Below are 14095 nucleotides of genomic sequence, written 5' to 3' on the forward strand. Positions count from 1 at the left end.
TATGAATAAAGCCTAGAGAACTAGGCTTTATGTACATCTTTAAAAATTATTCAGACTGAGATGGGCTACCAATTACAATACTTTCGCTTTTCTCGACCTAACCTTCATAGGTTGGAGCCATAATTACGGCAATAACACCAAAAATTAATGCAAGCGGAATAAGCACAATATAAATCCAGCCTAAAACACGCTCCCAGCTTGGCGTTGGACGCTTAGGTCCATAATCATTAGGACCTTCAGTTCCTTTTGCACAGAATAAATAAATGGCAAGGCCAATATTCACGACCGGTACTAGCATCAGTAAAGAGAGCCACCCTGTATTATTGCGGTCATGCAAACGGCGGATGGTAAATACGAAGTTAATATAAACACCGACTATATAAAGAATTGCTATACAAATTAAGCCAGGCGTAGAAAAGTCTGGGGCACCTTCAGGGTTTGTAAAACCAAAAGTAAACATAATAAGTAGAATGGCGGTAACAAGGACTAGCGTAAATAAGAATGTCCAAGCTGCATAAGAGAGTCGTCCAAAACGACCATTTGCCTTAAACGGTGAATCTTGTTGAAGTGGTTGATTTTCAAAAGGTGAATTCATTGTGTTTATCCTAATCATTTGATTTTATTTAAAAGTATGAATATTCAATATTTTGTTGAATAAAATATCATTCTATAAATGATTGGTTATTATTATAAATAAAAAAACAGATCAGGCTATCTTGACCTGATCTGTTTTAGTTTTTGAATCGAATTAAATATTCCATTCCACAAAGTTTTTCAGTAACTGCAAACCAGCAGTGTGACTTTTCTCTGGGTGGAATTGAGTCGCGAATAAATTATCTTTGTGAATTGCTGTGCAGAAGTTCACGCCATACTCACATGTGGCAGCCACAAGATTTTCATCTTTAGGTTCAACATAGTAGCTGTGTACAAAGTAAAAGCGGGCATCTTGTTCAATGTTGTTCCACATCGGGTGGCTTGGGTCCATTTGGTGAACTTGGTTCCAGCCCATGTGTGGGACTTTTAAACCTTCCATTTGAGGGAAGTGTTTTACTATCCCGTCAAAAATACCCAAGGCATCTACACCGCCGTTTTCTTCTGAGCTTTGTAGTAGTGCCTGCATGCCTACGCAAATTGCAAGAACAGGTTTATTAAAAGCTGCTTTGCGTACAACTTCATCAATCCCTGCTTCACGCATGCCTTGCATACAGTCACGCATTGCCCCCACACCAGGGAAAACAATTTTGTCGGCTTGTGCAATTAATTTTGGATCATTTGTCACATCGACGGTTGCACCTACATATTCAAGTGCTTTAGCGGCTGAGTGCAGATTACCCATGCCATAATCAAGCAATGCGATACGTGTCATTAGAGGCTACCTTTTGTCGATGCAATCGTGTTTTCAGCACGTGGATCAATTTCACATGCCATACGTAAAGCACGAGCTAATGCTTTAAATACACTCTCGATTTGATGGTGGCTATTTTTACCTTTCAAGTTATCGATGTGTAAGGTCATAAGCGCATGGTTTACGAAACCTTGGAAAAACTCGGAAAATAAATCTACGTCAAAGGTACCAATGCGCGCACGAGTAAATGGAATATCCATAAATAAACCCGGACGACCAGACAAATCTACAACCACACGAGATAAAGCTTCGTCTAATGGCGCGTAAAAATGCCCATAACGACGTAAACCTTTTTTATCACCTAAAGCTTGTGCAAAAGCTTGTCCAAGCGTGATACCGCAGTCTTCTACGGTATGGTGATCGTCAATCTCTAAGTCTCCATCACAATGAATATCGATATCAAATAAGCCATGTCGCTTGATTTGATCAATCATATGGTCTAAAAATGGAACTCCGGTGTTTAGTGTGCCTTGACCAGTACCATCGAGATTTAAACGAACTCGAATTTTGGTTTCATTGGTATTTCTAACCACTTCACTGATACGTTGCGTCATGGACACGTTCCTCAAAAAACGTCAAAAATGATTGGATGTTAACGACAATTTCGCTGTGACGAATTCGTGACAGCATCATAGTTTGCTCAGGAGGGTTAATCAATGCCTATTACCGTACATGCTTATAGTTCTCTAGATAATTCAGAGATCCGCGATCAGCTTGAGCGACTGTATGACACAAGTCCGGAGTTTGGTGACGGGCACGATGCGATTGAACAACTTGAACAAGATTTACAACAGTATACCACGCTATACACTGCCGAATTTAACACCAAAATTATAGGTGCAATCTGGTGTTCAGGACAAGGTGAAAGCAAGGTGCTTGAATATATAGTTGTACACCCTGCAAATCGTGGACGCGGAGTAGCAGAGCGTCTAGTTGAAGAAGCTTGTCGTATAGAAGAAGCAAAAGGCGTTAAAATTTTTGAGCCAGGTTGTGGTGCAATTCATCGCTGCTTAGCTCATATTGGTAAATTGCATAGCTAAAATCCTATTTTTACGGCACTTGTGATTTAAAATTAAACACTTGTTACAAAAAATGCGGAAGTTGCTTGACGTCCTCCTATAAACATTGTTTAATACGCCCACTTCGGCGTGATAGCTCAGTTGGTAGAGCAACGGATTGAAAATCCGTGTGTCCCCAGTTCGATCCTGGGTCTCGCCACCATTATTTGTGTTTTCAATCCCTGATCCCATCAGGGATTTTTTTTTGAGTATAAAAAATACTCATTTAAATCAAAAACTCAGGATAATTGTTGACTATTGTTCTGAGATACGGCTTAATACAGGCCATCGGCGTGATAGCTCAGTTGGTAGAGCAACGGATTGAAAATCCGTGTGTCCCCAGTTCGATCCTGGGTCTCGCCACCATATTCGAAAAAGCCCCATACTTTAAGTATGGGGCTTTTTTCATGCCTATTTATTTGATTCGTGAGTAGAATGATTTCACCTGTGTATAACTCTCATTTTATCCACAAGTAAAGTGGGTTATCCCAAGGTCTAGCTTTATTTCCTAAAGGCACTTCATTTGAAGAGGCGCCTTTAGTCATGAGGGTTGTCACTAATAAGACGTTTTCCTAAACATACCGCTTCTACTTCGTCATAGCCGAGCTGCTCGTAAAAATTCAACACATTCAGATTATCTTTACGCACTAATAATTGTAATTTGGGACAGCCACGCGCCATAAGCCGCTTCTCAAGCTGTTGAACAAGCGCTGTGGCTATTCCTAAGCGTTGTTGGTGGGGGTGAACAGCCAGATAATTAATCCAGCCTCTATGGCCGTCGTAGCCGCCCATAAGCGTGCCAATCAGTTGCTCATCCTTAATAGCAACGAGGAATAAATCATCCTGCTGCGAAACTTTCCTAAAAATATCCGTTTCAGGGTTATTCCAAGGGCGAGTTAGGCCACAGCTTTCCCATAAATTGACCACATCATCCAGATCTGCATTTGTAAATTGGCGAATAATGAACATATGGATTTCTACTTTTTGTTTTGATGTATTGAAAAGATAAAATAAAAATTCGAACTTGAGCAGTAGTTTGTGAATAATTTACACAAATAAAAAAGCACCCCCGTAGGAGTGCTTAAATTAAAAGTATGTCTTAAGCTGATTTTGCAACTGGTGTTGGTTGAAGCATTTGGCCTGTTTCTTCAAAGTTTGCATGCCAAGACAATGCTTCACGAAGTAAGTGAGGTGTATGTCCGCCTTTAGCACATGCACGATCAAAATAGTCATTTAATGCATCACGGTAAAGCGGGTGTACGCAGTTGTCGATAATAGCGCGAGCGCGTTCACGAGGTGCTAAACCACGTAAGTCTGCTAAACCTTGCTCTGTCACTAAAATATCAACGTCGTGTTCACTGTGGTCAACGTGACTCACCATTGGCACGATAGAAGAAATATCGCCGCCTTTAGCGATTGATTTGGTTACAAAGATTGCCAAGTGCGCATTACGAGCGAAGTCACCTGAACCACCAATACCGTTCATCATTTTAGTACCACACACGTGAGTTGAGTTCACGTTACCGTAAATATCAAACTCAAGTGCAGTATTAATACCGATAATACCTAAACGACGTACAAGCTCAGGGTGATTAGAAATTTCTTGTGGACGAAGCACTAATTTGTCTTTGTAAGCTTCGATATTACCAAAAACTTTTTCACCACATTTTGCTGAAAGCGTAATTGAACTACCAGAAGCAAATTTCATTTTGCCTGCATCAATTAATTCAAAAGTACAGTCTTGTAGTACTTCTGAGTACATGATGAGGTCTTCAAAATTAGAATCTTTTAAACCTGTTAGTACAGCGTTTGCAATTGAACCGATCCCTGCTTGGAGTGGACCAAGGTTTTTCGGTAAACGACCTTCAGCCACTTCTTTTTCAAAGAATGCGATAAGGTGATTGGCAATGCCTTGAGTCTCATCATCTGGAGGAGTGACTGTCGATGGAGAGTCATGTGTATCGTTAAATACAATACCAACAATTTTCGAAGGATCGATTTGGATAGCTGTTGTACCAATACGTTCGTCCACTTTTGTTAATGGAATTGGCGTACGTGTTGGACGATAAGTTGGAATATAGATATCGTGCAAACCTTCAAAGCTTTCGCTTAAAGAAGTGTTGATTTCAACAATTACTTTTTCGGCAAAAATTGCAAAACTTGCAGAGTTACCAACAGAAGTTGTTGGAATAATGCCACCATCTTCAGTAATCGCAATTGCTTCAATGACCGCAACATCTGGACGTTTAAGTTGCTGGTTACGCATTTGCTCAACAGTTTCTGACAAGTGTTGGTCAATAAACATGACTTCGCCGTTATTAATTGCGCGGCGTAAAGTGTTATCCACTTGGAATGGCATGCGACGAGATAAAACACCTGCTTCCGTGAGTTGTTTGTCTAAGTCATTACCTAAGCTAGCACCCGTAATTAACGTGATTTTTAACGGATTCTTTTTTGCAAGCTCTACAAGTGCTTGTGGAACAGCTTTAGCTTCGCCAGCACGAGTAAAACCACTCATACCAACGGTCATTCCATTTTCGATGAATTGCGCAGCTTGTTCAGCACTGATGACCTTGTCATGAAGAGAAGCTAGGCGAATACGACTTAAAGACATTGGACATCCTCAATATTGTCAAAACATACCGGATTTTAGCTATGAAAAAATGAAAAGTGCATAGGTGTTAGGCTAAGGTCTAATTTTTTAAATAAATGCGGGTATAACTTATTTTTATGATTTTTAATATATTGATTATTATTGTCTTTTTTGGGGTTTAAAATAGCGCTTTAAATGTTCAATTGCTCAAATTAAAAGCGCTCACTTAAAGTTTGTTTGATTTTTTCTAAAGGATTGTGTGTTGTATTTTCTTCAGGGGCGGGTTTTGGAATTGGTAAAGAAATAATAACCTCTAAACCGCCTTGTTCACGATTGTGAATCTGTATTTCACCTTGGTGAATATCGACAATACGTTTAACAATGGCAAGACCCAAACCGCTTCCCTGAATCGTTCTAGCCGAGTTGCCTCTTACAAAAGGCTGCATTAATTCTTCAATTTGATCTTCTGGAATGCCTTCACCATGGTCAGCAACCGTAATTAAAATATGTTCATTTTCAACCTTTGCACTGAGTTCGATTGGTTCAGCACCATAACGCTTTGCGTTATTAATGAGGTTGGCAATAAGTCGTTTTAAAGAGAGGCTGCGTGCAGGAATAATAGGAACATCCTGCATGTTAAAGCGAATATCAAGGGGTTTAAACTGAACCACCAATTCTTGTAAAAGAATATTGATATTAGTGTCTTTTAATTCCTCATCTGAACCATCGCGCATATATGAGATGAACTGATTTAGAATCGCATCCATATCATCTACGTCATAAACCAGACCTTCACGTAGAAACTCATCAGGTAGCATCTCTGCAGTTAAACGAATACGTGTGAGAGGAGTCCTTAAATCATGTGAAATTCCCGCTAGCATGATTCGTCTTTCACGCTCCGTTTGTTCAAGCGTATATACCATACGGTTAAATGCTTGGTTTACTTGGCGAATTTCTAAAGGGCCATGGTTAGTATCTAAATAAGGTGCAGTTCCAGACTTACTGTATTCGTTGGCAGCATTTTGCAAACGACGTAATGGTCGGTTCATTTGTCGAACCAAAATTAAAATAATGATGGCCGAAACTAATGGGACACCCACAACCCAACCTACCAGTAGCTCGGGGCTATAGTTGGCATAGGTTTTTAAAGGTTCACGAACCCAGTTACCATGCATTTCTGGCGTTTGAATCCAGATACGTGGGCTAGGTTTAAATTGGAAATAGACAGTAACGTCTTTTGCGCCAATTTCATTTGCCAGTTTTTGCTCAACTTGGTTGGTAAAAAACTCGGCAATAATTTTATCGCGGACACTTGGATATTCTTTGGGGTTCGTGACATATTCAATGCCAACCCGATTGCGTAACCATGTGTCGACGTCAACTTCGCTATCGCGATGAAAAATACGAATATTAGGGTTATTTACCAGTTCTAGTTCAACTGCTAGATAGCGCGCATGTTGCTGAATTTCAGGTAAATAGAGGGTTCGCCAAAAAAACCACAATGACATAAATAAGCTAAAGAGTACCACCAGCAGTACCAAAATTGTGGTACGCATGGCCGCAGAACGTGGCTTAATCTTGTCGAGAAAACGTTCCCATCGGGTCCGTTTACGCTCTGAGTACGCAACGTAGTCGGTAAAGGTTTGCGGTGGTATTGGCTCTAAACTCACTCTATTTTATCTCAAGCTTATTCAGCACCATCCGGAACAAACACATAGCCTACGCCCCATACAGTTTGAATGTAACGTGCGCGTGCCGGGTTATCTTCAATTAAGCGGCGTAGACGAGACACTTGAACATCAATAGAACGTTCCATTGCACCCCATTCACGGCCACGAGCCAAGTTCATGAGCTTGTCGCGTGTTAAAGGTTCACGTGGATGCTGTACCAAAGCTTTTAATACGGCAAATTCACCTGTAGTCAACGTAACGATTTGACCCTCACGAGTCAGTGTACGTGTAGATAAATCTAGAGACCATGGACCAAAGCTAACCACTTCAACTTGTTGGCTTGGCGCACCCGGGACTTCACGTACCTGACGACGCAATACTGCGCGAATACGTGCTAAAAGTTCATTTGGGTTAAATGGTTTTGGTAAATAGTCATCTGCGCCGGCTTCAAGACCAGCAATACGGTCAGAGTCACTACCACGTGCAGTTAACATGATAATTGGAGTATCAATATTTGACTGACGTAAACGACGACAAATACTTAAACCATCTTCAACGGGCAACATAAAGTCGAGCACGATAAGTGAAAATAACTCACGTTGTAATAAACGATCCATTTGTGAGGCATCATGGGCAGTTTTTACAACAAAGCCTTTATCTTCCAAAAAACGTTGCAAGAGGGTACGTAAACGCACATCGTCATCGACCACTAAAATGCGCTCGACACGATCCGTTTCGTTATGTACGGTTTCAGGATGTTCAGCAGGTACAACTAAACTCATGATGTACTCCCTTTTAAAGTCATAATTTATATATTATTGGATCGGTTAGGCTTATTGCCAACAAGCCCTCAGTATAATGCCGATGTTCTTGTTAAGACTATGTATCAATTTGCTCAAAATTACAATTTTCGTAGGGGCTTGAAACCAAAAAACAACATCTTATGCCCATAATTTAGCAAAGCCTTAAAGAAAAACTCAAATATTTGGCTATTTACCTCTTTCTCATCAATTAAATTCTAATAAATATTTGTTTCAAATAAATTATTTTAAAAATGAGTTTCGGTTTTTAAGTTCTAACTTTTAATTTATTCATTTGTGGTTTAAGTATGAGAACTTAATAATTTATTTAGAAAGATAAGAAAAACTATATTTTGATCGTTCTGGCAATGTATCAATATGTTCTTTTTCTCATAATTTATATTAAAAATTTTCTTTAATTAAAGAAGAATCTATAAATTTCATATTTTTTAAAAGGTAAAAGGCTAGCTTAAAGGCCCAAATGAGTCACAGAAAAAACTTTTTTTACGGCCATAAGAATGTGAAAAATTCATAGTCAATACAAAAAAACGTTTTGAATACGCAAACAAGTGTGGATTTTATGGTCTTGGTCTTTATAATCAGTGCTTTTAAACTTTATCCTTGTGGGATCAAACACGATGACTGACTTAGTTCAGCAGTTGGCAAGTGAGCTTGCCGTACGTCCAAACCAAGTAGAAGCTGCCATCCGCTTAATTGATGAAGGTGCCAGTGTTCCATTCATTGCCCGTTACCGTAAAGAAGTAACACAAGGTTTAGATGATACGCAGTTACGCCAATTAGATACTCGTTTAGCGTATTTACGTGATTTATATGAGCGCCGTGAAAAGGTCATTCAGTCATTGCAAGAACAGAATAAATTGAATGATGACTTGTTGGCGCGGGTGAATGCAGCCGAAACAAAAAATGCTTTAGAAGAAATTTATGCGCCGTACCGTCCTAAACGTACGAGCAAATCTTTCAAGGCGAAAGAAGCGGGCCTTGGACCAATTGCCGAAAAAATTATTTCAGAACAAATTGATCCGACAGAAGCATTGGCTGGTTTTAGTCATGAAGACTATCCGGACGTTGAAAGTCAGTTAGACGCAATCCAGCATATTCTGATTGATGACTGGGCACAAAACATTCCTCTTACTACAGAATTAAAAGCGACTTTCGCAAAAACAGCAGTGTTAAAAAGTACTGTTGCATCTGAAGAGAAGAAAGAAGTAGGCAAAAAGTTCCGCGATTACTTTGAATTCTCTGAAGGCCTAAACAAATTACCATCACATCGTTTATTGGCGATGTTACGTGGCCGCCAAGAAAACGTACTTGGTTTAAAAGTTGATGGTGAAGATGATGCACCACTGGCTCGTATTGAAACTGAATACAACCTTGATCAGGTTCAGCCACAAACACGTCAAGATTTCTTAAAACAAACTGCAAAATTATTCTGGTTAGGTAAAGTCCGTCCTCAAATCGAGCATTCATTACTTACAGAAAAACGTCTTGCTGCTGAAGCAGAAGCAATGCAGGTGTTTGCTGAAAATCTTCGTCACTTATTGTTATCAGCGCCAGCTGGTAGCCGTACGACTTTGGGTGTCGACCCTGGTATTCGTACTGGTGTGAAACTAGCTGTGGTAAGCGAAGCTGGTGATGTACTTGCACATAGCACGATTTATCCATTTGCGCCTAAAGAAGATAAAGAAGGCTCAATTGCTGAGCTTGCACGTCTATGTCGTGAATACAATGTCGAGCTTATTGCTATTGGCAATGGTACTGCGAGCCGTGAAACAGAAGCTGTTGTAGCTGAAATGATGGCTGCAAATACAGATCTTAAATTAACTCGCGTAACCGTAAGTGAAGCAGGCGCCTCTGTTTACTCTGCAAGTGAACTTGCTGCGGCGGAACTGCCAGAGCTTGATGTTTCAATCCGTGGTGCAGTTTCTATTGCGCGCCGTTTACAAGACCCGCTTGCTGAGCTTGTTAAAATTGATCCGAAGTCGATTGGCGTAGGTCAATATCAACATGATGTGAACCAAACTGGTTTAGCAAAAACACTTGATGCAGTTGTAGAAGACTGTGTAAACGCTGTTGGGGTAGATGTAAATACTGCTTCACCAGCAATCTTGGCTTATATTGCAGGTTTGAATAAAGCAATTGCACAGCAAATTGTTGAATACCGTAAAGAGCATGGCCGTTTTGACACACGTCAGGCACTTAAAAATGTACCGCGTCTTGGCGAACGTACTTTTGAACAGGCTGCTGGTTTCTTGCGTATCCAAAATGGTTCAGAGCCATTAGATGCATCTGCTGTTCACCCTGAAAGTTATGGTCTTGTTGAGAAAATTGTTGCAGCAAAAGCGACAACGGTAAAAGACATTATTGGTAATACCGAAATTATTCGTCAGGTAAAAGCAGAAGAGTTTGTTGATGACAAATTCGGTTTGCCAACCATTCAAGACGTTTTAGCAGAACTTGAAAAACCGGGCCGTGACCCTCGTCCAGAATTCCGTACAGCTAAATTCCGTGAAGACATTACTGAAGTTGCTCAGTTGACTGAAGGTATGCAGCTTGAAGGTGTTGTGACGAACGTGACGAATTTTGGTGCTTTTGTTGATATTGGTGTGCATCAAGATGGTTTGGTTCATATCTCTGAATTAGCCAATGAGTTCGTTTCTGACCCGCATAAAGTGGTAAAACCAGGACAGATCGTACAAGTGCGTGTTATGCAGGTTGATGTTGAACGTAACCGTGTGAACTTGAGTATGCGTGCAGAAGGTGCGGCACCTGTGAAAGCACAGCGTCCACCGCGTCGTGAGCAAAATAACGAACAGCGGTCTGAGCGTAAACCACAAGGTAAACGTCCACAACCGCGTAAAGATCAAGTTGAACGTCCGCAGCGTAGTAAGCAAGAAAAACCACAAGAGCAAAAAATTGGTGGTTTTGGTGCATTATTATTGCAAGCAGGAATTAAGGGTTCTAAATAAGAGCCTTTAGAGAACTTAAAAAAGCCTCCTAAACGGGAGGCTTTTTTATTGTTTCTAAATCGTCTTCTAAATGGCTAGCGCTATGTTTTATTAAAACATCACGCTCATAAAGATGAGGTGAATCTTAAGATCAACAAAAACGTCGTGAAATCTACAATCAACTATACAACGTTATAGCATAACTCAACTTTAACCCGATTCAGTTGTCAGACAATATCGATAAAGCCTTGAAGTAAGTTCCTCACTTTCAGGCAGTTACATTAAAAATTGATTGTTTTTTTATATTATAAATGGTTGTTTTTATGCCGGCTTTAGAACTGAAAAATAGATTTCACGTAAACGACCTCCTTTCGGGAGTGGTCGTATTTCTCGTGGCTTTACCCTTATGTTTGGGTATTGCCTTAGCCTCAGGTGCTCCAATTATTTCTGGCATTATTGCTGGAATAGTGGGTGGAATTATTGTTGGCCTGCTGAGTGGCTCTCATATCAGCGTTTCTGGCCCAGCAGCAGGGTTGACTGCGGTCATCCTTGTACAACTCGATCAATTAGGCGGCAATTATGCCGCCTTTTTATTGTGTATTGTATTTGCAGGAATTTTACAAATTCTGTTTGGTGTATTTAAGTTGGGTTTCTTTGCTAACTTTATTCCAAACAATGTCATTTTAGGATTATTGGCAGCCATTGGTGCCATTCTGATTGTGACACAGTTACCTTATTTATTTGGGTTGACTGATTTTTCATGGAAAGAAGTTTGGACTGCTACACCGGATACGTTTATCCAAAAATTTGATGCTGGAGCAGCATTGATTGGACTGCTGAGCTTATTTTTAATTTTAGCTTGGGACAGTAGCCCACTTAAAAAGTTAGCGTTGCCTTCTGCCTTAATTGCCGTGGTACTCGCAGCAGTTTTTAACTTTGTTTTAATAAGTATCGGTTCTTCATGGGCTGTGCAAAGTAATAATTTGATTCAACTACCAAATATATTACAAGCACCAGAAGAGGTATTGGTTTTTCCTGACTTTAGCTATTTAGCTGAACCATTAATTTATACTGGAGCCATTACACTTGCGATCGTGGCATCTTTAGAAACATTACTAAATTTAGAAGCAGCCGATAAGCTTGATCCTCAAAAGCGTTCATCTCCACCTAATCGTGAGTTATGGGCGCAAGGAGCAGGTAATATTGTGTCGGGTTTGATTGGCGGAATGCCAGTGACCTCAGTGATTGTCCGGAGTTCTGTAAATGCCAATACAGGTGCACGTAGTAAATGCTCAACCATTATTCACGGTGTGTTGTTACTGCTTGCAATTCTATTTTTTGTCCCACTCATGAACATGATTCCTTTGTCTGCACTTGCAGCAATTTTGATCGTGACTGGTTTTAAACTGACTCATCCAAAGTTATTCAAACAGCTTTACCAAAAAGGTTGGAGACAGTTTTTACCATTCATTATTACCTTGGTTGCAATCTTGCTGACAGATTTATTAACCGGAATCTTGGTGGGGCTATTTACCAGTAGTGCATTTATTTTATATGGCAACTTCAATAAAGGTGTTCGTGTTTATAAAGAAAAGCATTTACATGGAATCGTGACGCGTATTGAGCTTCCTTCACAAGTGACTTTTCTGAATCGTTCCGCACTCATTTCTGCCTTGGAACATGTTCATAAAGATCAACAGTTGATTATTGATGCCACTCAATGTGATTCGATTGATCCAGATATTTATCAAGTTATTCAAGACTATCAAAATGAGACGGCAGTTAAACGCCAAGTCGACCTTAAGCTTATTGGATTTAAGCAGCACTATGAAGAGGTAGATGATGCAGTACTGGATATCTACATTAGTACGAGAGATTTACAACGTAAATTAAGTCCACAGCAAGTCATTACTTTACTTAAAGAAGGAAATGAACGTTTCGTAAAAAATGAGCGCTTGCAACGTGATATTTATCGCCAAATTCGTGTTACTGCAGATGAAGGCCAGCACCCAATTGCTGCCGTTTTGGGTTGTATGGACTCACGTGCTCCAACTGAAATGATTTTTGATGTGGGTATTGGTGATCTATTTAGTTTAAGGATTGCAGGTAATATTGCAGGTCAAAAGGTATTAGGCTCGCTTGAGTTTGCTTGTCAGGCCAAAGGCTCAAAAGTCATTTTAGTTTTAGGCCATACTGACTGTGGTGCAGTGACTAGTGCATGTCAGTTACGCTTACAGCAAAAGCAAATCTCCGATGTCAAAGAGATGCCGCATATTCAATATGTGCTTGGTCCGCTCATGCATTCGGTAGAAAGCGTATATGACATTATGCAACCCCGTGAATTAAACAAGACCTTCGTAAATCAGGTAACTGCTATGAATGTTCACTACAATATCCAATATATTATTAATAACAGTACGGTACTTAAAGACTTACTGGATCGTGGTGAAATAGCGATTGTTGGCGCGATTTACGATGTTAAAACAGGGCATGTCGAGTTTTTAGATACGTAAATAGAACCAAATAAAAAAAGCGCCTTTCATGAGGCGCTTTTTTATTTAAGCTCGCTGAATATTTTAAATTACCAATGCTCACCAGGGAAAATGCGTGCATATGCTTTTTGCACCCAGTTAAGTTTTTCAGCTTTTTTGCCTTTTGCGGCGTCTGAACTTGGAAACAGACGGAAACCAATCGACATAAACATATTGTTAATGCCAGGGGCCACTGAATAGGTCATAGAAGCCAAACGGCCTAAGTTAGTTGCAATACGTTTTGGACGTTTCACAATCGCATAAGCAATTAAATCGGCTGCTTGCTCAGGTGAGAGAGTCGGTACATATTTATAAATCTTAGTTGGTGCAATCATTGGTGTACGCACTAAAGGCATGTAAATTGAAGTAATTGCAATTTTATGTGCATGAACTTCTGCCGATAGACAACGGCTAAATGCATCAAGCGCAGCTTTAGAAGCAACATAAGCCGAGAAGCGGGTTGCATTTGCTAATACACCAATCGAACTAATATTAATAATTTGCCCATCTTTACGTTGAATCATGTGAGGCAAAATATTGAGCACTAAACGTACAGCGCCAAAGTAGTTCAATTGCATAGTACGTTCAAAGTCGTGGAAACGGTCATAAGACTCATGAACGGCACGACGAATAGAACGACCTGCGTTATTAATTAAAATATCAATATGGTCAACAGAAGCTAAAATCTCTTTAGAAACCTGATCAATCATTTCCATGTCATTCAGATCACATGGGAAAATTGATGCCTGACCGCCACGGCTTTCAATATCTGCTTTGACTTCTTCTAATGTTTCTTGAGTACGGGCAACCAGTAAAACATGCGCACCAGCGTCAGCAAGTTTATTGGAAATCGTTAAACCGATTCCACTTGAGGCGCCTGTCACTAAGATGACTTTACCTTGTACCTTTTCCTGGAACAGAGCTTCTAATTTTTTATTCACAGCATTTTACCTAAGTAGGGGCAGGGGCTATTTATTCCGGTATGTAATTTTTATTTTTACAACCGTTGGTTCATCCTGATGAACTCCTAAATATTGCCTTATCTTAATAGATGTTTAAAAATTGTCTAGTA

12 protein-coding genes and 2 tRNA genes are annotated in these 14095 nt (G+C 40.0%); 5 read left to right on the plus strand and 9 right to left on the minus strand.

Annotated elements, in window-relative coordinates:
• Window positions 1–97: 97 nt before the first annotated feature.
• From KNQ97_RS11910 to hisB, 3 genes are all read right to left on the minus strand, one after another.
• On the minus strand, window positions 98–595 hold the full coding sequence (locus tag KNQ97_RS11910; protein WP_253612283.1) for a DUF805 domain-containing protein: 498 nt from the start codon (window positions 593–595) through the stop codon (window positions 98–100).
• 153 nt (window positions 596–748) lie between these two features.
• Window positions 749–1366: an imidazole glycerol phosphate synthase subunit HisH gene (hisH, locus tag KNQ97_RS11915; RefSeq protein ID WP_000196730.1), complete on the minus strand. Its 618-nt coding sequence runs from the start codon at window positions 1364–1366 to the stop codon at window positions 749–751.
• Entirely contained in the window at window positions 1366–1959 is a 594-nt protein-coding gene (gene hisB, locus KNQ97_RS11920) for an imidazoleglycerol-phosphate dehydratase HisB (RefSeq protein WP_000194096.1), read from the minus strand. Before hisB ends, hisH begins: the two co-directional genes overlap by 1 nt.
• Before the next feature lie 102 nt (window positions 1960–2061).
• Between hisB and KNQ97_RS11925 the strand changes: the two genes are divergently transcribed.
• From KNQ97_RS11925 to KNQ97_RS11935, 3 genes are all read left to right on the plus strand, one after another.
• Entirely contained in the window at window positions 2062–2445 is a 384-nt protein-coding gene (locus tag KNQ97_RS11925; protein WP_001123235.1) for a GNAT family N-acetyltransferase, read from the plus strand.
• A 105-nt stretch (window positions 2446–2550) separates the two neighbouring features.
• Window positions 2551–2626 (plus strand) — tRNA-Phe (locus KNQ97_RS11930).
• A 127-nt stretch (window positions 2627–2753) separates the two neighbouring features.
• Window positions 2754–2829, plus strand: a tRNA-Phe gene (locus KNQ97_RS11935).
• Window positions 2830–3000: 171 nt separating this feature from the next.
• Here KNQ97_RS11935 and KNQ97_RS11940 read toward each other — a convergent pair.
• From KNQ97_RS11940 to ompR, 5 genes are all read right to left on the minus strand, one after another.
• The gene (locus KNQ97_RS11940) at window positions 3001–3432 is read right to left on the minus strand and encodes a GNAT family acetyltransferase (RefSeq protein ID WP_000469967.1); all 432 of its coding nucleotides are present in this window, start codon (window positions 3430–3432) and stop codon (window positions 3001–3003) included.
• Window positions 3433–3562: 130 nt separating this feature from the next.
• Window positions 3563–5077 (minus strand): acetyl-CoA hydrolase/transferase family protein, encoded by a 1515-nt coding sequence (locus tag KNQ97_RS11945; protein ID WP_000059344.1) that lies wholly within the window; start codon window positions 5075–5077, stop codon window positions 3563–3565.
• Between the two features lie 35 nt (window positions 5078–5112).
• Window positions 5113–5241 (minus strand): hypothetical protein, encoded by a 129-nt coding sequence (locus tag KNQ97_RS11950; RefSeq protein ID WP_085940512.1) that lies wholly within the window; start codon window positions 5239–5241, stop codon window positions 5113–5115.
• 27 nt (window positions 5242–5268) lie between these two features.
• Window positions 5269–6726, minus strand: a complete 1458-nt coding sequence (locus tag KNQ97_RS11955; protein ID WP_000051217.1) for an ATP-binding protein — start codon at window positions 6724–6726, stop codon at window positions 5269–5271.
• A gap of 17 nt (window positions 6727–6743) precedes the next feature.
• Window positions 6744–7508: a two-component system response regulator OmpR gene (gene ompR / locus KNQ97_RS11960; protein WP_000060753.1), complete on the minus strand. Its 765-nt coding sequence runs from the start codon at window positions 7506–7508 to the stop codon at window positions 6744–6746.
• A gap of 656 nt (window positions 7509–8164) precedes the next feature.
• On the opposite strand from ompR, the gene KNQ97_RS11965 reads away from it, so the two are divergent.
• On the plus strand, window positions 8165–10513 hold the full coding sequence (locus KNQ97_RS11965) for a Tex family protein (protein ID WP_000131196.1): 2349 nt from the start codon (window positions 8165–8167) through the stop codon (window positions 10511–10513).
• A 302-nt stretch (window positions 10514–10815) separates the two neighbouring features.
• Window positions 10816–13005 (plus strand): bifunctional SulP family inorganic anion transporter/carbonic anhydrase, encoded by a 2190-nt coding sequence (locus KNQ97_RS11970; protein ID WP_001111066.1) that lies wholly within the window; start codon window positions 10816–10818, stop codon window positions 13003–13005.
• A gap of 68 nt (window positions 13006–13073) precedes the next feature.
• On the opposite strand, the gene KNQ97_RS11975 is transcribed toward KNQ97_RS11970, so the two are convergent.
• Window positions 13074–13964, minus strand: a complete 891-nt coding sequence (locus tag KNQ97_RS11975; RefSeq protein WP_001035486.1) for an SDR family NAD(P)-dependent oxidoreductase — start codon at window positions 13962–13964, stop codon at window positions 13074–13076.
• Window positions 13965–14095: the final 131 nt, after the last annotated feature.

The sequence above is a fragment of the Acinetobacter sp. UC24323 genome, assembly GCF_024151445.1.
In the GTDB taxonomy this organism is placed as follows: Bacteria; Pseudomonadota; Gammaproteobacteria; order Pseudomonadales; family Moraxellaceae; genus Acinetobacter; species Acinetobacter baumannii.

Coding starts and splice junctions, on each gene's coding strand:
- KNQ97_RS11945 (WP_000059344.1), bottom strand. CDS start 5,077: ATGTCTTTAAGTCGTATTCGCCTAGCTTCTCTTCATGACAAGGTCATC.
- ompR (WP_000060753.1), bottom strand. CDS start 7,508: ATGAGTTTAGTTGTACCTGCTGAACATCCTGAAACCGTACATAACGAA.
- KNQ97_RS11910 (WP_253612283.1), bottom strand. CDS start 595: ATGAATTCACCTTTTGAAAATCAACCACTTCAACAAGATTCACCGTTT.
- KNQ97_RS11965 (WP_000131196.1), top strand. CDS start 8,165: ATGACTGACTTAGTTCAGCAGTTGGCAAGTGAGCTTGCCGTACGTCCA.
- KNQ97_RS11925 (WP_001123235.1), top strand. CDS start 2,062: ATGCCTATTACCGTACATGCTTATAGTTCTCTAGATAATTCAGAGATC.
- KNQ97_RS11970 (WP_001111066.1), top strand. CDS start 10,816: ATGCCGGCTTTAGAACTGAAAAATAGATTTCACGTAAACGACCTCCTT.
- KNQ97_RS11940 (WP_000469967.1), bottom strand. CDS start 3,432: ATGTTCATTATTCGCCAATTTACAAATGCAGATCTGGATGATGTGGTC.
- hisB (WP_000194096.1), bottom strand. CDS start 1,959: ATGACGCAACGTATCAGTGAAGTGGTTAGAAATACCAATGAAACCAAA.
- hisH (WP_000196730.1), bottom strand. CDS start 1,366: ATGACACGTATCGCATTGCTTGATTATGGCATGGGTAATCTGCACTCA.